We start from the raw sequence: 18,399 nt of genomic DNA, 5'->3' as shown, positions 1-18,399 counted from the left end.
TGTGGGAGGGGGCTTGTTCCCGATAGCGATGTGCCAGCCAAAAAAGATTCAGCTGAAAGACCGCCATCGGGAGCAAGCCCCCTCTCACAGGCTACCGGGATTGCTTAGTCCGGCAGTTTGAACGCCATCACATAGTCACCCTGCTTGGTGCCCAGGGAGCCGTGACCACCAGCCATGACCAGCACGTATTGCTTGCCGTCCTTGCCGGTGTAGGTCATCGGTGTGGTTTGCGCGCCTGCAGGCAGGCGGCCTTCCCACAGTTGCTTGCCGTTTTTCACGTCATAGGCACGCAGGTACTGGTCCAGGGTGCCGCTGAGGAACGCTACGCCACCGGCGGTGGTGAACGTACCACCCAGGCTTGGCACGCCCATGGTCAGTGGGACCGGAACCGGCGAGCTGTCGCGCACGGTGCCGTTTTTATGCATCCAGATGGTTTGGTGGGTGGTCAGGTCGACCGCTGCCACGTAACCCCAGGCCGGAGCCTGGCACGGCAGGCCCATCGGCGACAGCAGCGCTTCGAGGATCACGCCATACGGTGCGCCTTTGTTCGGCTGCACGCCTTGGGTTTCGCTGACGCGTGGGCCTTGCTTGGCGATGTCGGCAGCCGGGATCAGTTTCGATTTGAACGCCATGTAACTCGGGTTCACGAATGCGATCTGGCGGACCGGGTCGACGGAGAGACCACCCCAGTCGAACACACCGAAGTTACCGGGGTACACGATCGAGCCTTGCAGCGATGGCGGCGTGAATGGGCCGTCGTAGCGCATCGACTTGAAATCGATCCGGCAGATCAGTTGGTCAAACGGCGTCACACCCCACATGTCGCGCTCTTTGAGCGGCGGTGGCATGAAGTTCAGGTCGGACTTCGGTTGAGTCGGGGAGGTGTGATCGCCGGCCACTGCGCCTTGCGGTACAGGGATTTCATTGATCGGCACTACCGGTTGGCCGTTGCTGCGGTCCAGCACGTAGATGCTGCCTTGCTTGGTCGATGCCATTACCGCTTGCTTGACGCCGTCGGCGGTCTTGATGTCGATCAGGCTTGGCTGGCCGCCCACGTCCATGTCCCACAGGTCATGGTGAGTGAACTGGAAGGTCCACTTCACGTGGCCGGTGTCGATATCCAGTGCGGTCAGGCCGGCGCTGTATTTCTCAGAGGCCGGTGTGCGGTCGCCACCATACTGGTCGGGCATCTGGTTGCCCATCGGCAGGTACAACATGCCGAGCTTTTCATCGACGCTGAACATGGACCACATGTTCGGCGAGTTGCGCGTGTAGGTTTTGCCTTCGGCCAACGGGGTGGTGTCGTCCGGGTTGCCGCTGTCCCAGTTCCACACCAGCTTGCCGGTGTGTACGTCGAACGCGCGGATCACACCGCTTGGCTCGTCGGTGGAGACGTTGTCGGTCACGTGACCGCCGATCACGACCAGGTTCTTGGTCACGGCCGGAGGCGAAGTGGAGTAGTAACCGCCTGGAGCGAAGCTGCCGATGTTGGCACGCAGGTCGACCTGGCCTTTGTCACCGAAGTCTTCGCACATCTTGCCGGTGTCGGCGTTCAGGGCGATCAGGCGGGTGTCGGCAGTCGGCACGAAAATGCGTTTCGGGCATACGGCGCTGACCGGCGCTGGGCTCGCGCTGCCGGTAGGGCTCTGCTCGGAAGCGTACACGGCGTCATCGTGATACGACACGCCACGGCAGGTCATGTGCGCCCAACCTTTGAAGTTTGCCGCACCTTCGGTGCTCAGCTTCGGGTCGAAACGCCAGATTTCCTTACCGGTGTCCGGGTCCAGGGCAATCACCTGGCTGTGCGGGGTGCATACATAGAGCATGCCGTTGACTTTCAGCGGGGTGTTTTCCGCGGTGGTTTCACCGGGGTCGCCAGGGCCGGGGATGTCACCGGTACGGTAGGTCCAGGCCGGCACCAGCTTGTGCGCGTTTTCCGGGGTGATCTGGGCCAGTGGCGAGTAACGATCACCGAAGGCCGAACGGCCATAGGAGTTCCATTCACCGTCGGCCTGGCTCGGCGCTGCGCTGGCCATGCCAGGTACGGCGTCACGGTCCAGTTGGCCGGTCTTGACCATTTCACCCGGGTTGGTGAATTGGCTGGCCAGCGCCGTTGCACCGGCCAATACCACGGCCACGCTCAGTGCCCCAGTGCCCAGCGGCGCCGCTTGGCCGCGCAGCAGCGGGCGACGGAACCACGGGAGCAACATGACGATGCCCAAGGCGAACAACAGCGCCAGGCGCGGCACCAATTGCCACCAGTCCAGGCCGACTTCCCAGAGCGCCCACACGGTGCTGGCGAACAGCACCAGTGCGTACAGGCCCAGCGCAGCGCGGCGAGTAGCCAGCAGCAGCACGCCGGTCAGGGCGATGCCGATACCGGCCAGCAGGTAGTACAGCGACCCGCCGAGCATGCTCAGCTTGACGCCACCGGCCAGCAAGGCCAGGCCCATGATCAGCAGCAAGACGCCTAGCAGCCTGGGCAGCAGGCGGCTTGGGCTTGAGGCACCATCAGTGCTCATAGTGTGTTTCTCCGTTACGTTGGAATTATGTAACCCCGTGCTTCACTGTAGATGACGATTCAGCGCGGGCTTGGTTCATCGTTGTTTTTGGTTTTTCTGGGGTGCAGCGGGGTTATCCACAGGCGGGTGATTTATTCCCAGGCGCAGGTCGGGGTAAGACAGCGCTGTCTTTAAAAAGGAAAAAATTCGGCAAGATGGGGTCGACCGCAGGCGTGAAACGTTTCAGTTTATTGCGGGCAAGGATAATGCGGCGGCGAAACAAGAGAAAGCATGAATCGCAAGATGCATCGTTTCAGTTTTGGTAACAGTGACTAAATGTCGCTGCAAAAACAGGATGAAAAAAGGGGGCTGCTGATGGCGGTGGTTCAGTCATTGGCTACAACGACTGGAACTGCGTCATCGGGAGCAAGCCCCCTTTCACAGGGTTTGGCTGTGGTTTTAGAAGGTGGTGCGGATGCCGAATTGCACACTGCGCCCTGGAGCCGGTGCGATATCACGCAGAATCGAGCTGGCATAGCGTACGGTCTGGTTGGTCAGGTTTTCGCCGTTCACAAACGCCAGCCACTCGCTGCCGCCCACATTGAAGCGGTAACCCGCGCTGGCGCCCAAGGTGGTATAGCCATCGGTGCCGCTTTCGTTAGCCGGCACACGCCCTTGACCCGCTGCATGTTCCACATCGATGCGTGCCTGCCAGCGGTCCAGCTCCCACAGCAAACCGCTGTTCAAACGCAGCGGCGCGATGCGTGGCAAGGCTTCGCCGGTGTCCAGGTTGGTGGCGCGGGTGTAATCGCCCGACAGTTCCAGCGCGAATTTGCCGTAGGCACCTTCGCCCAACTTCCAGTGATCCTGGGCTTCGAAGCCGGCGAAACGTGCGCGTACGCCGGAGTATTTGTACTCAGGGATCCCGCCGGCGTCTTCTTCACCTTCATCGTTCAGCGTGCGACCGCTGCCCAGCAAACCGATGTAGTTGGAGAAGCGGCTGTAGAACACGCCAAAGCTGCCCTTGTGGGTACCGTTGTCAAAACGCAGGGCCAGGTCGCTGGACACGGCTTTTTCTTTCGACAGGTTGGCATCGCCCACTTCGTAAGTGCCGGTGGCGACATGGGCGCCGTTGGCGTACAGCTCGTAGAATGTCGGGGCGCGCTCGGTGTAGCCCAGCGTGGCGGCCAGGGACCACACCGGCGTGAGGCTATACACCGCGCCTGATGACAGGCTGCCCGCGTTGAAGTCATTGGAGTGGTCGGCATTGGCGAAACGCGCGTTGCCTTTGGCATCCGGGTCGATGTGGGTGTGTTCCAGGCGCCCGCCGAGGCTGAGTTTCAGGCGCTCGGTGGCTTGCATTTCTTCGAGGATGAACAGCGCGCCGGCGTTGGTGTCGGTCTGTGGCACGAAGGCTTCTTCGCCGAGGGCCGAGAACTCGTTGCGACTCACCTGGGCACCGACCACACCCTCGAACGGACCGATAGGCAGGTGACGGCCCTCGACCCGCGCTTCATAGCCCTTGTTCTTGAAGGTGGTGCCGGTCTCGCCGCCTTCAATCTCCCGGTGCTGGTAGTCGGTATACCCCGCGTCGACCTTCACCGAACTGAACGGACCTTGCAGGTTGCGCAACTCGGAGGCAAAGGCGTAATGATCCTGCTTCATGCGGATACGCACGTCCTGCTCGGCGGGCGAGCCGTAGTTGCTGTCATAGTTGCTGTAGGACAGGCCGGCATAACCGTCGTCCCAGGTGTAGGAACCACCCAGCGCACCGCCGTCCTGGCGCCCGCTGCTGTTGCCCAAACGGCCATCTTTGCCAGGGCCGTCTTCACTTTCAGGGGCGTGACGGCTGCGTGCATAACCCGGGATTTTCAGGTCGTTGAATTCCCGCGCATTGGCATCCAGATGCAAGGCGAAGGTGCCATTCCCGGCCTCCAGCTTGCCCGCGCTGCTGCGGGTGGTGTCGGCGCCGCCGTAGCGCAATTCACCGGCACCGTGGATGCCTTCGATGGCCTCGGTGGGGATGCGGTTGTCGAACGTGTTGACCACGCCCCCGATGGCACTGCCGCCGTACAGCAGCGCCGCTGGGCCGCGCACGATCTCGATGCGATCAACGTTGATCGGGTCCAGCGGTACGGCGTGGTCATAGGACAGGGACGAGGCATCCAGCGCGCCCACGCCATTGCGCAGGATGCGAATGCGGTCGCCATCCTGGCCACGAATGATCGGTCGGCTGGCGCCGGGGCCAAAGTACGAAGACGACACACCGGGTTGCTTGTTGAGGGTTTCGCCCAGGCTGCCTTTTTGTTGCAGGGTCAGGTCGTCGCCTGCGAGCACGGTGGTGGGCGAAGCGAGTTGCTCGCTGCCCAGCGGGTTGGCGGTGATGACTTGAGGTTGCAGCTCCAGGGCGTGGGTTTCGGAGCAGATCAACAAGGCGGCGGCGAGCGGGGTCAAGCGCCAGAGAGGGAAGAGGGACATCGGACATTCCTTGGCAAAACAGCGAAAAAGAGCAGGTTCAAGACGGTATCGAGATCATTACATTTGATATTTGTCGTTACAATATAACATCTCTTTTTCAGCTGGATAGCGGGAACTTTTCTCCGAGGGCTATATTCAATGCAGTGCTTCCACCTGTACGCCTCGTCGGCTAAGGTGCGCGGCTGTGTTTTCTCTTTTTGCAAAAGGCCTGGCATGACCGCGACAAGCAACGACCCGCTCCACGGTGTGACTCTGCAACATATCCTCACCACCCTGGTGGCACATTACGATTGGGCGGGCCTGGCCGAACGCATCGATATCCGCTGTTTCAAGAGCGATCCGAGTATCAAGTCGAGCCTGACGTTCCTGCGCAAAACCCCATGGGCGCGGGAGAAAGTCGAAGGGTTGTACGTGAAGCTGATGCGCACCAAACGCCCGCTGGATTGATCCCATGAAGCGCTTTGTGGCCACGGCGGCACTGGCCGGTTGGGTCGGGTTGGCGATTCAGCAGTACCTGATTTTCTATTCGCGCTGGCTCACCGATGCCAGCCTGTTGGGCGGGTTGATCAACTTTTTCAGTTTCTTCACGGTACTGACCAATACTCTGGTGGTCGTGGTGCTGAGCTATGCGCTGGTCAACCGGGATTCAGCGGCCAGGCGGTTTTTCCTGGCGCCTACGGTCAGCAGTGGGATCGCTGTGAGCATCATCGTGGTCAGCCTGGCCTACAACCTGTTGCTGCGGCATTTGTGGAGCCCTGCAGGCTTTCAATTCATCGCCGATGAACTGCTGCATGACGTGATGCCGGTGCTGTTTTTGATCTATTGGTGGCGGTGTGTGCCCAAGGGCCATTTGCGCCTCGGGCATATCGGCGCCTGGGTGATCTACCCACTGGTGTACTTCGGCTATGTGCTGCTGCGGGGCGCTTTGCTCGGGCAGTATCAGTACCCGTTCATCGATGTCGGCACCCTGGGTTATCCACAAGTGTTTGTGAATGCCGGGGGGATTCTGGCGGGGTTTGTCGCGATCGCGCTGGCGGTGGTGGGGCTGGACAGACTCATCAAGCCCCACGCCTGATTCACTCCTCGTCGCTACCGTCGGCACGCCAGTAGCCTACGGCCTTGAGGAATTCTTCATTGACCCGGTGCGTGTCCAGCAATACACGACGCACCTGGCGCGACAGTTTGCTTTCGGTCGCCACGAAGCTGTACAGCGAACCACTCGGCAGCGTCAGCGTGCGTACGGTTTCCAGCAGGTCATCCTGGCCACGGATCACCCAGATCACTTTCACGTCGGCAGCACTTTCGAGGGGTTGCCGTTCCGCCGCGTTGGCGATCTCGATCACCGCCAATACCTGGCGCCCGGCCGGCAGTTCTTCCAGGCGGCGGGCGATGGCGGGCAGGGCGGTTTCATCGCCGATCAACAGGTAGCTGTCGAACATATCCGGCACGATCATCGAGCCCCGAGGCCCACCGATATAGAGGTGCTGGCCGACCTGCGCCTGCTCTGCCCACGTCGAGGCAGGGCCGTCACCGTGCAGGACAAAGTCGATGTCCAGCTCGCCGATGCTCAGGTCGAAGCGCCGTGGCGTGTAGTCGCGCATGGCGGGCTGCGGGCCGTCGCCCTTGATCGTGAAGGTCGGGCTCTCCAGTGCTGCCTGTTCGGCGGCGTTCTGTGGGAACAGCAGTTTGATGTGATCGTCACTGCCCAGGCTGACAAAACCCGCAAGCTCAGGGCCGCCCAGGGTGATGCGGCGCATGCGCGGGGTGATATCCACCACCCTCAACACTTGCAGGCGGCGACGTTTGATTTCATGGGTAACGCGATGGATGGCTTGAGTATTCATTGAGCTTTCCCGTCGGCAATGGCTTGAGCGGTGCCGTTGAGCAGCGCCGCGACACGAACGATTTCTTCCGGGCTCCAGCGCCCGTGGTGCGAATGCAAGGCATGGCGCAGGTTGTGTACCGCTTCGTGGATTTCCGGCGGGCGGTCGTGACCACGCAGCGAACGTTTGCTGACGTCGAGACGCATGCGTACACCCTCCAGGGCAACGGCTTGCTCGCTTAAGAAGAGACGACCGGCGTCGGTGATTGTGTAGCGTTTTTTTCCGCCTTCGGTATCGCCGGTGATCAGTTCGCTCTCTTCCAGAAAGGTCAGGGTCGGGTAAATCACACCAGGGCTGGGGCTGTAGGTGCCATCGAACAGGCTTTCTATCTGGCGGATCAGGTCGTAGCCATGGCACGGCTGCTCAGCGATCAGCGCCGGCAGCAGCAATTTCAGGTCTCCGGGTGCAAATACCCGAGGGCCTCGGCCGCCGCGTTCGCGTCCCGGGCGTTTTTCAAAGCCGTCGTGATGATGGGGATGGTGGGGGTGATGCTCTCTCATGTGCTTGGCTCTCCGTTTTGGTTAGATATAACGTAAGATATATCTTAAGGCGAACGCAAGCCCTTCGGACGAATGGCTCATCTATCGCTGTCGCTGTGTTTACGCGTGGCAGCACGGTGAATTCATATCCGGAAAGAACTTTGTTAGTTGTATAAATGACGGGTTGTAATATCGTTCTGACGGAATGATCCGCCAATAAAATATTTCGTTTAATTGTGCGTAGTTTTCTTCTTACAGCTAATTAATAAGTTTTGGCAAAGTGCTATATTTTTCCTATTGACTTGATCGTTGTCCGGCTACCCAGTACAAGGAAACCACCTGCTTACGTGTTGGAAAACTCACGGGATACTTGTGTCGCGTTGAAACTTGCGAAGTTGTCAATGCACGTTATTGGAAACGCTAAAGCGCGTTCTGTAACGCCAACTCCTTTACGTTAGAAAACAGGTATTCAGTCATGTTGAAAAAAATCGCCATTGCCTCGCCACTGGTTGCCGCTGTACTGGGTTCGTCCCTGGCGTTTGCCGCGGATGATGCGCGCACTTCCATCCAGATCAAGGCGGACATTCCCACCAAGCAGTTCCACGCCCAGCCGCTGGACCCCAACTTCGGTAAAGACGAAGTCATGAGCTACAACCCCGTCAGCGGTGAGCTGAGCTCGCTGCGCGCAACCTTCAGCGTCAAACATACCGATGGCTCCGTGCACGCCTACATTGAAGGTGGCCCTACGGCAGCCGCGCTGTACAACGGCAGCAACAGTATTGCGCTGACCAACACCTTCAACGGCGTCGTGCTGACCGCCTCACCGCAAGAAGTGGTGGATGACCCGCAATCCACCCCAGGCACCCAGGCTGACCTGGTGATTACTCCGGCCAAACCGGCGGACAACCAGAACGGCCTGTACACCGCCAACTACACCGTGATCTTCGACGCTGTGCCGCGCGCGCCGGCACTGTAACGCCGCCGTGTCGTGGAGCGCCTGGTTGAGCGCCAGGCGTTGATGAAGGGGCGGTGGCCTGTCCTGGCCGCCGCCCCGTTTGACAGCTTCGGCTGTCCGTAAAAGTGAGTATTCCGTGCATGTTTCCGATGACGCCTATCGCGGGCGCCCTGGCGCTATCGCTGTGCGCCAGCGCACTGGCAGCGCCCTCAGCGCCTGGCACCACGCCGCGCAGCCTGTTGTCGCAATCCAAGGAGTTGCCCAGTGATTTCGAACAACACTTCTTCGATGTGCCGCTGGCCGTGCGCGTCGAACTCGATCAACAGTTTCTCGGCGAGGCGATGATCGTGCTGGGGCGGGATGATCGCATCACGTTACTGGCGTTCGGCGATGTTGCCGACAGTCAGTTTTCAGCCGGTGAACGCGATAAGTGGCAGCAACTCCTGCAACAGGGCATGCCCCTGGGAAGTTGTGAGCGAAGTTGCCCGTCGCAATTATTGGCGGTGCACTACAGTATTGAAAATTCGTTGGTCTCGATCCTCACCGAAAATGTCGAGCGTAATGCCGAAGTCAAACGGTATTACGATCAGCCTGAAACGGGCAGCGTGGGCTTGATCTTGAATAATCAACTCAACCTCAACGGTGGCGCCGAGGAGCAACTCGGCGGGCGCTATGGCCTGGAGGCCAGCTCCAGCATCGGCAACTGGACCCAGGCGTTGAACCTGCAGTTGTCACGCCTCGGCGGCACCGACACCACCCTTTACCACGCTGTACACGAGCTTTATAGCCAGCGCGAACTGCAAGGCCAATTCCTGCGCCTGGGTTATTTCACTCCAGGCTCCGACGGTCTGACCCGACAGATACGTGCGTTCGGCGCCAACCCCGACACCGCCGTGGGCGTGATGTATGGCAGCTCCGACAGCCTGCTGATCAACAACCCCAAGCCCAGCGTGTACCCGATCTATGTCACCGCCAGCCGCCAGGCTTCGGTGGAGATCTACCGCAACGGCTTGCTGCTTAACAGCCAGGCCGTGGCAGCCGGGTTGCAGACCCTCGACACTCGGCCACTCCCCGGCGGTATCTACGAGGTGGAAGTGCGCCTGGTCGAAGACGGCCGCACCACCTCCACCACCCAGGAACTGGTCTACAAACCCAACAACTGGCGCAACGCCGACGAGCGCTGGCGTTACAGCAGCTTCCTCGGGCGCGAGAGCAAACTGCTGAGCAACTGGGACGAACAGGCCAGCGGCTTCATGACCTATGGTGCCAGCGCCAACTACCTGGCCCATCCCCGGGTCATCCTGGGTTTGTCGACGCGCAAGGTGCGCGAGAAGCTGCAAAATGGTGTGTCGGTCGACTGGACCCTGGCCAACGCCACCAGCGTATATGCCAATGTCTACCAGACCCAGGATCACGGCACCGGCCTGGATATCCAGGGCCTGTACAGCTACGGCCATGGCAGCCTCGTGGCCAGCCACAACCGCAGCTGGCTCGACACGCGCCGCACCTATGAAACCTTGCCCGACGGCACGCGTGTGCGGCCGCGCAGCACCTTCGTCGGGCAGGCCAGCAATTCGTCGTTGTCGATCAACCATCGCCTGAGCAACAAGAGTTCGATCAACTCCCGGCTCTCCTACAGCCAGGGCAACATCGAAGGTCTCGGCCTGGACCTGGGCTGGAACCAGCGCGGTACGGTGTTGGGCAGCGATGCCAGTTGGCGTGTTTCGGTGTTCGATCGCCCGGCCACGGCCAGTACCGGCGACAAGCGTAACCGGGGTGTCGACATCAGCGTCAGCCTCGCCCTTGGCGGCCCAGGCGAGCAATGGTCGGCCAGCCTCGGCACACGCACTGCGCGCGATGGCGGCCGCGACAACAATGGCTCGCTGACCTACCAGCGCAGTCTGGATGATCACTTCCTGCAGAGCGTCTCGGCCACGGCGACTGCGGACACCTATGGCGTCGGCTTGTCCGGTCGCAGCAGCTTCCAGACCGAAGCGCTCTACGGCGACGCATTCTTGCAGCGCTCCTCGTTCAACGACAAGCTCAGCGGCGGCCTGAACCTCAATAGCACCGTTGCCGTAGGCGCGCAAAACATGGTGCTCAGCAGCCAGTACCACACCGGAGGGGCCGGGATGATCGTGGATGTCGAGACCGACCTCGACGACATCACCCTGCGCGCCGATGACCTGGCCGGTGGCAGCGCCACCTTGCGCCCCGGGCGCAACTTTGTGCCGATCACGGCTTACAAGAGCAGCACCCTGAGCTTTGACTTCGAAGGCAACCACCCGCCGGCCGCCGCTATCCAGCCGGCGCGCAGCAACTACCACCTGAACAAGGGGGGTGTGGACTATCGCAAGATCAGTGTCATGCAAACCGTCACCGTGCTCGGACGGTTGCTCGATGCCCAGGGTAAACCGCTCAAGGGCCATCACGTGATCAACCACGCCAGCCGTGGGGTCAGCGAAGTGGACGGGTTCTTCTCCCTGGAAATGCACGCCGGTACACCCACCCTGCAAGTGAGCTTTGCCAATCAATTGCTCTGCCAGTTCCGCGTGGACCCAGGCACTGCCCGCCGCGAAGGCGACGTGCTGATGATCGGCGACCTCAGCTGTACGCCGGACACCCTGGCCGATGTGGTGCATGGCACGCAAACCGCCGGTTGAAACCCTTTATCCGTTGAGGTTCAAGCAATGAAACGTTTTTGCATGCTGTTAGGCGCCACGCTGTTTTCGCTGAGCAGCCACGCCGGCCCGCAGATCAATGTCGGGGTGGTCTACGACTACCTGGATGCGGAAAAAAGTACCTATATGAAGCGCGTGTTCAACGGCGGTACCTCCACGGCTTTCGTCAAGGTCAACATTCTCGAGATGATCTACGCCGCCGATGGCAGCTACCGGGAAGTGCCGTTGCAGGACCACGCCGGCGGCACCGCCCGTGACGGCCTGATGGCCAGCCCGGCGCGCCTGATCGTGCCGGCCAACGGTACCCAGGGTACGCGCTTGCTGTTCATTGGCAACCGCGACAAGGAGCGATATTTCCGCGTGCGCTTCGTGCCCGTAGTGCCACAGAGCGAAGATGAATTCGCCCTTACCGATGAAGAGCGCGCCGAATACAAAGACAACCTCGCCGCCGGTGTGCGGGTGCTCGCAGGCTACGGCACGGTGTTTTTCGTGCGCCCGAAAAACACGCGTTTCGACACCCAGGCCGATAACGCCGCCAGGCGCTACGCCCTGCGCAACAACGGCAACAGCGTCGTGGTGGTGGATGAATTCAAGGACTGCCGGGTCGACGACCCGCGTGACTGCCGGCCCACCGTCAAGCACCACATCATGGCCGGTCGCAGTTTCAGCTTCGACAAGGAAGCGGGGCGCGAATACCGCTTCAACCTGATCGAAGGCTCCGCGAAGAAAACCGTTGAGATCAAGGGTTGATCCCGTGCCGAGGCAAAAAATGCTCAAGTTACTGACCTGCGCCGCTGTCTCCATCGTCGGCCTGCTGACCGCCACCCACAGCCGGGCGGCGCTCGAGCGGGAGACCTTCGACGTGTTCGTCGAGATCCCCACGCCGGACTTTTATGTGCTGCCGGTCGACCCGCAGTTGTTCCACCGTGAACAACGCCTGGACTACAACCCGGTGTCGTCGCAGTTGAGCCCGTTGCGCGCGCTGTTCGATGTAAAAAACACCGGCGGTGCCATCGGCGCGCGGCTTGAGGAACAGCCGTTTCTGTACAACGGCAGCGACCGTATCGATCTGCGCGTGAGTTTCAACCGGCAGGCGTTGAGCCTGGACCGCAGCGAAGTGGTGTCCACCCTTGATGCCAAGCCCGGCACGCGCGTCCCGCTGGAAATCGTCGCGATCAAACCCGCCGACGACTACCTTCCCGGCAATTACTACGGCACGGTACGGGTGGTGTTCGACGCCACTGCGCCGGGCTCATGAGGCCTCTTTCATGAAGTTGATTATCCGCGCCGTGTGCGCGCTGGCGTTGCTGTTACCGATGGCCGCGCAGGCTCTGACACAGGACATCACGGCGGTATTTCGCCCGGACCCGTCCAACCCCTTGCTCAACCGTTTCGTCAACACCACGCCCGAGAGCGGAATTTGCCCCTGGCACATCCCTGAGCGCTGCAAGGCCTTGGGGATTTTCAGCATCCGTACCAGCGACCTGAGCTTCTCATCCAGCGTACCGATCCAGGGCGGCCATACCGACCCGCGCAAAGGTGCGATGTTCAAGGTGCCCAGCGAATGGCGCGACGTGATCGTCAGTCATGCAGTCACCGGCGCGTCCGAAACGGTGAGGATGCGCATCGCGGGTATCGGTGGTCGTTTCGATTTGTATGGAGGTGTGGGCCAAACGGTCTGGGCCAGGGGCGCCATTGGCTGGAAATATGCCCCTGCACCTTGTCTGGGGACCAACTATGGCACGGGTAACAATACGTTTTTCTTGTGGTCCTGGATCACGCCGCTCAACGTCGGCGCCTGTGACATGGCTGCGATCAAGGATATCCCGGACATCCGCTACCCGGTGTTCGAGTACTCCTACGAACTCAGCACTCCGAACCCGCTGACCATGGACAGCGGTGTGTACACCGGCAGCATCACCTACAGCGTGGGGCCTCGGGCGGATTTCGATTTCGGTGACATCATGGAGCCCAACGACAACCAACTGACCTTCAACTTCATCCTGGACGTGGACCATCACCTCAAGGTCGAGGTGCCGCCGGGTGGCAATCGCGTGCAACTTGAACCCCAGGAGGGCTGGCAGGCCTGGTTGAAGAACGGACGCAAACCCACGCGCCTGTTCCGCGACCAGACCGTCAACCTGTGGGCCAGCTCGCCATTCAAGATGACCCTGGAATGCGGCGAGCCTATGGGCAATACCTGCAGTATGCGCAACGCCGCTGGCGATCAGGTCCCGCTGGACGTCGCCGTCACGTTGCCCGTCGGGTTGAACGACAGCGTCGGGCGCCCGGTCAACCGGCTGCCTTTGCGCCTGGACGGTGTGGGCACCCATTTATTCCAGCCGACGCGGTACATCGACCGCAAGCCCAGCACCCTGCACTTTGAGATCAAGGCGGACAGCGTGTCGCAGATGCTCGATCACGGGGGTGGCAGTGCCTACTCAGGCACGGCCACTGTCGTGTGGGACTCGGGGTTGTAGGCGCTTGCCGAGCCCCATGTCCTTGCGCCGGCTTCGCCTTTGGCCTGGCGGTTTTCCGCGGCCGGCACGCATTGGGTATGGCTACCCGGTTGCAGGTACGGCATCAGGATCGGCGCCATGCCTTTGAGCACCTGCACCGGCAAGGCCGAAGTGAAGGTGAAGTGTTCCGCCGAGCGGCCAGGGACGAAGGCGGTGAGCGTGCCGAAATGGCTGTCGCCCAGGTAAAACACGAAGGTCGCGGTGCGGTTGATCGACTTGGAGCTGATCACCCGGCCGCCGGCGCCGATGGCTTCGATGCGGTTGTCGCCGGTACCGGTCTTGCCGCCCATGGCCAGCGGAGTGCCGTCGGCCAGTTTGAAACTGCCGGAGACGCGTTTTGCCGTCCCCGCATCCACGACCTGGGACAGCGCGCCGCGCAGGGCTTGCGCCACCGCCACCGGCATGACCCGCTTGCCGGGCGCGGGGTCGTTGATCAGGCGGGTTTCATAGGGCGTGTCGGCGCCAAAGTGCAGGCTGTCGATGCGCAGCACCTTGGAGCGCACGCCGTCGTTGAGGATGATGCCCATCAGTTCCGCCAGCGCCGCAGGTCGGTCACCGGAGCTGCCGATGGCGGTTGCCAAGGAGGGCACCAAGTGATCGAAGGGATAGCCGACCGCCTGCCAGCGCTGATGGATATCGAGAAACGCCTCGATCTCCAGCATGGTGCGAATGCGGCTGTCGCGGGCGCTTTGATGGCGGCTCTTGAACAGCCAGCTGTAGACTTCCTGGCGCTCGAACTGGCTGGCTTTCACGGCCTCGCCGAAGGTCGCGTCGGGATGGTTGAGCAGGTAGCCGAGCAGCCACAGGTCCAGCGGATGGACCTTGGCGATGAAGCCTTGGTCAGGCAAGTCATAGCTGCCGGGGCGGTAGTCCTGATAGAGCTTGGCCAGGCGCTCGTCACTGAGCTTGCCGGCGTCCTTGCTGCCGGCCAGGTGCGAGCGCACGAAGCGGTTGAAGCTTTCCTGGCTCGCGTCGGGCAGCAGGTAACGATGCACCGCCGACAGGCGGATCGGCGTCGCACGGACACTGTCGAGGAACGTATCGAGGCGGGCCTGGGTGTCTTTTTTCTGGTACTTCTTCCAGAACCTGAGCAGGAACGCGGTGCCTTCGCGGTCGGCGAATCTGGCCAGGTATTCCTGGCGCCGAGGGTCGTTGTCGTCCTTGAGCAACTGCGCGCTGTTGTTGGGACCTGCGTAGGTGGTGTAGCGCACGATATCGCGCATCAGGCGAATGAACGGCAGGTTGATCGATTCGCGCAAGGCGTCGCGCAGGGTGGGGCTACGGCCATTGTCCTGGCTGCGAAAATTATGGAAGTGATGCAGGCCGCCCCCGGTGAAAAAACCTTCTGCCGGGTTGGCCGAGTAGGTGCGGTCAAGGGCGGCGTCGAGCATTTTTTCCAGGCTTTTGTCCGGGGTCTGGATCAGGTAGTCGATGGCCCACCGGCTGAGGCGGTCCTGATCGTTGATCGGCACTTTTTTCAACGCGGCGGGCGATTGCGCCGCGTATTGGTCGTGCAGCTCACTGATGATTTGCAAGTAGGTGGTGAGCACCCGCAGCTTGGCCGTGGAGCCCAACTCCAGCTTGCTGCCTTCATTGATATCAAACGGCTGGTCGGTGTTATCGGTCTGTACCCTGACCCGCGAACCGTCCGGGGTCAGCTCGAACAGGGTAAAGCTGTAGCGGACTTGAGGCGTGCTGGCGGCGGTCAGCAGGCGTTCGCCGAGCAGGCCGAGCTGGCGCGCATAGTCAGGGTCGGCCAAGTGCTTGAGGTAATCGCTGACCTGGGTCTGCAGGGTGCCTTGCAAGGTACTGGTCGCCGACAGGTCCAGGCGGTCGAGGTCGTACAGCGGGCGATTGAGCAACGCGGCAACCCGGCTGCGTGCGACGCTGATGCCCTTGTTGGTTTCAATCGGTTGCACCGTGGGTTGTTGCACCCAGTCGCGATAGCTGAGCGTGGCGCCAAGGGCCGCGTTGAGCAAGGGTGCGTCGATCACGCCGTTCTGGGCCAGCAATCGCAGATGGCTGTCGGTGAGTTGCGCCAGTTCGTCACGCCCCTTGACCAGGTAATGTGAAGGGCGGCGCTGGGCGATGATCAACGCCAGCACCTCGCGCAAGGCCAGCGCTTTGGCTCGCAGGTCATTGCCCACCAGCGCCTGGTTGACCTGGTTGAAATCGGCACCGAACCACACCCGCAAACCTTCGGCCAGGCCGTGCACCTCACCGTGCCCCGGCACGGCCGACAGCGGCACGCTATTGAGATAGTCGCGCACGATATTCTGCCGTGCGATCGCGGTGTCCGGCCCCGCCTGGTAAGCCCGTACGCCGGCGGAAAACATCTGCCGCAGTTTCTCCGCGCCGGAAAGGGTCAGGCCGTCCGGGGAGTGCCGGTACTTTTCCAACTGGGTCGCCAGGGTACTGCCGCCGGCACTCTGGCCGGGCAGGTGCAGGGTCTTGGCCACTTGCGACCAGGCCGCCTTGGCAAAGCGCGGCCAGTCGACGGCGGGGTTGGCCTGTGGGGCGGCGGGGTCGAGCAGGTCGCGGTTTTCGATAAACAGCAGGCTGTTGACTACCAGCGGCGGAATGGCGGCGAAGCTGGCGTAGAGCTGTTGCGGGTAGGTGTATTGGTACAGCGGCAGCGCCTGGCAATCGGTGAGCGACAAACCGGCCTGGATTTTTTCCGCGTAGGGCACGAACAGCCCCTGGCGGGTGTAATCCATCAATTGAGGGGAGAAGCGCGTCTGGGATTGCACGACGTAACCGCGTTTGAGCAAGCGGGCCAGGAAGTCGTCGAGGTCGCTGTAGCCCAGGCGTCGATCAAACGGTCCGGGGCCTGGGTACACGATGGCATCACTGGGACCGTCGGCCAGCCGGTAGGTCAGTTGGTTGGCCAGCCTGCTCAATTGCTCGGCTTGCAGGCGTGAAGTGCGCATCTCTCTGGCGGCGGCAAAGCCCAGGGCCAGCAACGCCATCAGCACGATCAGCCAGAACAGCCGGCGCCCGTAGCGGGGCCTGGGTTTATTTTGGGGTAAAGGCGCTGGTTCCGAACTGCCTTGTAGTTTCGCAGCCTTGGTCGATTCGGTTTGCCATAGTGCGCCCATAGTCGATTGATCCATTCACGCAGATTGATCGGACTTGTTTGAAGCTTAGACGGTGTGGGCTTGATGTGAGGAAATTGTGTTTTTTGCGTGGGAAGCGTCTGAATCCGCCCTTGAGTGAACGACGGCAGCTGCGGCGATTGGTCGCCGGGTATAGGTCATATGCGCCTGTGAAATTGCATTATTGTGGGCGCTTCCACTAAATTGACTGGCTTTTACAGTGAAAGGCACTGGTCGAGGCTTTTTATACTGCACGGCCCATCGTCTTGCCCTGCAAGGCGGGGCTGTTCATGAGACGGCCCCGGTTTCGATTTCCGCCTGGCCTTACCGGCAACGGCGTGTGAAACGCGACGGGCTATCCAATAACAAGATGAGGTTGTATCCCTATGCCAGTCGGCAACCCCCATGCCCCATGGCGAGACCGCTCAAGGCGGCCCGCTCAAACGCGAACTCGGTGAGCGACACATTCGCTTGATGGCACTCGGCGCCTGCATCGGTGTCGGTCTGTTCCTGGGTTCGGCCAAGGCCATTGAAATGGCCGGTCCGGCGATCATGCTGTCGTACATCATCGGTGGCCTGGCGATCCTGGTGATCATGCGTGCGCTCGGCGAGATGGCCGTGCACAACCCTGTCGCCGGTTCGTTCAGCCGTTATGCACAGGATTATCTGGGCCCGTTGGCGGGCTTCCTGACCGGCTGGAACTACTGGTTCCTGTGGCTGGTGACCTGTGTCGCGGAAATCACGGCGGTCGCGGTGTACATGGGCGTGTGGTTCCCCGATACGCCGCGCTGGATCTGGGCCTTGGCGGCGCTGATCAGCATGGGCACCATCAATCTGATCGCGGTCAAGGCGTTCGGTGAGTTCGAGTTCTGGTTTGCCCTGATCAAGATCGTCACGATCATTGCGATGGTCATCGGCGGCGTTGGCATCATTGCGTTCGGTTTCGGCAACGATGGCGTGGCGCTGGGTATTTCCAACCTGTGGGCCCACGGCGGTTTCATGCCCAATGGCGTGCAGGGCGTCCTGATGTCCTTGCAAATGGTCATGTTCGCCTACCTGGGCGTGGAGATGATCGGCCTGACCGCCGGTGAAGCGAAGAACCCGCAGAAGACCATCCCCAGCGCAATCGGCTCGGTGTTCTGGCGCATCCTGCTCTTCTATGTGGGGGCGCTGTTTGTGATTCTGTCGATCTACCCGTGGAATGCGATCGGTACCCAAGGCAGCCCGTTTGTGATGACCTTCGAGCGCCTGGGGATCAAGACCGCCGCCGGCATCATCAACTTTGTGGTGATCACCGCGGCCCTGTCGTCGTGCAACGGCGGCATCTTCAGCACCGGGCGCATGCTTTACAGCCTGGCGCAGAACGGCCAGGCCCCGGCGACCTTCGCCAAGACCTCGAACAACGGTGTGCCGCGTCGCGCCCTGCTGTTGTCGATCTTCGCGCTGCTGCTGGGGGTGTTGCTCAACTACCTGGTGCCGGAAAAAGTCTTTGTCTGGGTCACCTCCATCGCCACCTTCGGCGCGATCTGGACCTGGCTGATGATCCTGCTGGCCCAGCTTAAATTCCGTAAAAGCTTGAGCGCCGCCGAACAGGCCGGGTTGAAGTACCGTATGTGGTTGTACCCGGTCAGTTCGTACCTGGCGCTAGCGTTCCTGGTGTTGGTCGTGGGGTTGATGGCGTACTTCCCGGACACCCGCGTGGCGCTGTATGTGGGGCCGGTGTTCCTGGTGCTGCTGACGCTTGTGTTCTATGCCTTCAAGTTGCAGCCGACCGACGCGAGTGAGGGTGTGCCACGCTCCGTTTAGTG

Annotated in this window: 13 protein-coding genes; 8 read left to right on the top strand and 5 right to left on the bottom strand. The window is 61.3% G+C overall.

Annotated features, from left to right (window positions below):
* Positions 1-104 precede the first annotated feature (104 nt).
* Positions 105-2,522 carry a glucose/quinate/shikimate family membrane-bound PQQ-dependent dehydrogenase gene (locus ACQRBT_RS03775; protein ID WP_161548195.1) on the bottom strand — a complete coding sequence of 806 codons (2,418 nt, stop codon included), beginning with the start codon at positions 2,520-2,522 and terminating at the stop codon, positions 105-107.
* Between the two features lie 438 nt (positions 2,523-2,960).
* Entirely contained in the window at positions 2,961-4,979 is a 2,019-nt protein-coding gene (locus ACQRBT_RS03770; protein ID WP_412047600.1) for a TonB-dependent receptor, read from the bottom strand.
* A gap of 213 nt (positions 4,980-5,192) precedes the next feature.
* On the opposite strand from ACQRBT_RS03770, the gene ACQRBT_RS03765 reads away from it, so the two are divergent.
* Together ACQRBT_RS03765 and ACQRBT_RS03760 are read left to right on the top strand one after the other, a co-directional pair.
* Positions 5,193-5,426 carry a VF530 family DNA-binding protein gene (locus tag ACQRBT_RS03765; protein ID WP_060754466.1) on the top strand — a complete coding sequence of 78 codons (234 nt, stop codon included), beginning with the start codon at positions 5,193-5,195 and terminating at the stop codon, positions 5,424-5,426.
* 4 nt (positions 5,427-5,430) lie between these two features.
* Positions 5,431-6,054 (top strand): Pr6Pr family membrane protein, encoded by a 624-nt coding sequence (locus ACQRBT_RS03760; protein WP_244384202.1) that lies wholly within the window; start codon positions 5,431-5,433, stop codon positions 6,052-6,054.
* 1 nt (position 6,055) lies between these two features.
* On the opposite strand, the gene ACQRBT_RS03755 is transcribed toward ACQRBT_RS03760, so the two are convergent.
* On the bottom strand, positions 6,056-6,823 hold the full coding sequence (locus ACQRBT_RS03755; protein WP_161548192.1) for a siderophore-interacting protein: 768 nt from the start codon (positions 6,821-6,823) through the stop codon (positions 6,056-6,058).
* Complete coding sequence (locus ACQRBT_RS03750) at positions 6,820-7,362, bottom strand: PadR family transcriptional regulator (protein WP_060754463.1); 543 nt, start codon at positions 7,360-7,362, stop codon at positions 6,820-6,822. The genes ACQRBT_RS03755 and ACQRBT_RS03750 overlap by 4 nt, the downstream gene beginning before the upstream one ends.
* A 454-nt stretch (positions 7,363-7,816) precedes the next feature.
* Between ACQRBT_RS03750 and ACQRBT_RS03745 the strand changes: the two genes are divergently transcribed.
* From ACQRBT_RS03745 to ACQRBT_RS03725, 5 genes are all read left to right on the top strand, one after another.
* The gene (locus ACQRBT_RS03745; RefSeq protein WP_060754462.1) at positions 7,817-8,317 is read left to right on the top strand and encodes a CS1 type fimbrial major subunit; all 501 of its coding nucleotides are present in this window, start codon (positions 7,817-7,819) and stop codon (positions 8,315-8,317) included.
* Positions 8,318-8,436: 119 nt separating this feature from the next.
* Positions 8,437-10,959, top strand: a complete 2,523-nt coding sequence (locus ACQRBT_RS03740) for a TcfC E-set like domain-containing protein (RefSeq protein WP_412047599.1) — start codon at positions 8,437-8,439, stop codon at positions 10,957-10,959.
* Between the two features lie 27 nt (positions 10,960-10,986).
* Positions 10,987-11,727, top strand: a complete 741-nt coding sequence (locus ACQRBT_RS03735) for a molecular chaperone (protein WP_412047598.1) — start codon at positions 10,987-10,989, stop codon at positions 11,725-11,727.
* A gap of 19 nt (positions 11,728-11,746) precedes the next feature.
* Complete coding sequence (locus ACQRBT_RS03730; protein WP_412047597.1) at positions 11,747-12,235, top strand: CS1 type fimbrial major subunit; 489 nt, start codon at positions 11,747-11,749, stop codon at positions 12,233-12,235.
* Positions 12,236-12,245: 10 nt separating this feature from the next.
* Positions 12,246-13,457, top strand: a complete 1,212-nt coding sequence (locus ACQRBT_RS03725; protein WP_412047596.1) for a hypothetical protein — start codon at positions 12,246-12,248, stop codon at positions 13,455-13,457.
* Here the strand turns inward: ACQRBT_RS03725 and ACQRBT_RS03720 are convergent.
* Positions 13,415-16,594, bottom strand: a complete 3,180-nt coding sequence (locus ACQRBT_RS03720) for a transglycosylase domain-containing protein (RefSeq protein ID WP_412047595.1) — start codon at positions 16,592-16,594, stop codon at positions 13,415-13,417. The genes ACQRBT_RS03725 and ACQRBT_RS03720 overlap by 43 nt on opposite strands.
* Before the next feature lie 402 nt (positions 16,595-16,996).
* Between ACQRBT_RS03720 and ACQRBT_RS03715 the strand changes: the two genes are divergently transcribed.
* Positions 16,997-18,397 carry an amino acid permease gene (locus ACQRBT_RS03715; RefSeq protein WP_412047594.1) on the top strand — a complete coding sequence of 467 codons (1,401 nt, stop codon included), beginning with the start codon at positions 16,997-16,999 and terminating at the stop codon, positions 18,395-18,397.
* The last annotated feature ends 2 nt before the right edge of the window (positions 18,398-18,399 follow it).

Source organism: Pseudomonas sp. R19M (assembly GCF_050312585.1).
GTDB classification, from domain to species: Bacteria; Pseudomonadota; Gammaproteobacteria; order Pseudomonadales; family Pseudomonadaceae; genus Aquipseudomonas; species Aquipseudomonas palleroniana.
Note: the sequence above shows the minus strand (reverse complement) of the source record. Positions and strands in the feature narration are given on the sequence as shown.

Bases quoted from the DNA above. Each gene is read 5' to 3' on its own strand.
- ACQRBT_RS03775 (WP_161548195.1), bottom strand. From the start codon at position 2,522: ATGAGCACTGATGGTGCCTCAAGCCCAAGCCGCCTGCTGCCCAGGCTG.
- ACQRBT_RS03770 (WP_412047600.1), bottom strand. From the start codon at position 4,979: ATGTCCCTCTTCCCTCTCTGGCGCTTGACCCCGCTCGCCGCCGCCTTG.
- ACQRBT_RS03765 (WP_060754466.1), top strand. From the start codon at position 5,193: ATGACCGCGACAAGCAACGACCCGCTCCACGGTGTGACTCTGCAACAT.
- ACQRBT_RS03760 (WP_244384202.1), top strand. From the start codon at position 5,431: ATGAAGCGCTTTGTGGCCACGGCGGCACTGGCCGGTTGGGTCGGGTTG.
- ACQRBT_RS03755 (WP_161548192.1), bottom strand. From the start codon at position 6,823: ATGAATACTCAAGCCATCCATCGCGTTACCCATGAAATCAAACGTCGC.
- ACQRBT_RS03750 (WP_060754463.1), bottom strand. From the start codon at position 7,362: ATGAGAGAGCATCACCCCCACCATCCCCATCATCACGACGGCTTTGAA.
- ACQRBT_RS03745 (WP_060754462.1), top strand. From the start codon at position 7,817: ATGTTGAAAAAAATCGCCATTGCCTCGCCACTGGTTGCCGCTGTACTG.
- ACQRBT_RS03740 (WP_412047599.1), top strand. From the start codon at position 8,437: ATGTTTCCGATGACGCCTATCGCGGGCGCCCTGGCGCTATCGCTGTGC.
- ACQRBT_RS03735 (WP_412047598.1), top strand. From the start codon at position 10,987: ATGAAACGTTTTTGCATGCTGTTAGGCGCCACGCTGTTTTCGCTGAGC.
- ACQRBT_RS03730 (WP_412047597.1), top strand. From the start codon at position 11,747: ATGCTCAAGTTACTGACCTGCGCCGCTGTCTCCATCGTCGGCCTGCTG.
- ACQRBT_RS03725 (WP_412047596.1), top strand. From the start codon at position 12,246: ATGAAGTTGATTATCCGCGCCGTGTGCGCGCTGGCGTTGCTGTTACCG.
- ACQRBT_RS03720 (WP_412047595.1), bottom strand. From the start codon at position 16,594: ATGGGCGCACTATGGCAAACCGAATCGACCAAGGCTGCGAAACTACAA.
- ACQRBT_RS03715 (WP_412047594.1), top strand. From the start codon at position 16,997: ATGCCCCATGGCGAGACCGCTCAAGGCGGCCCGCTCAAACGCGAACTC.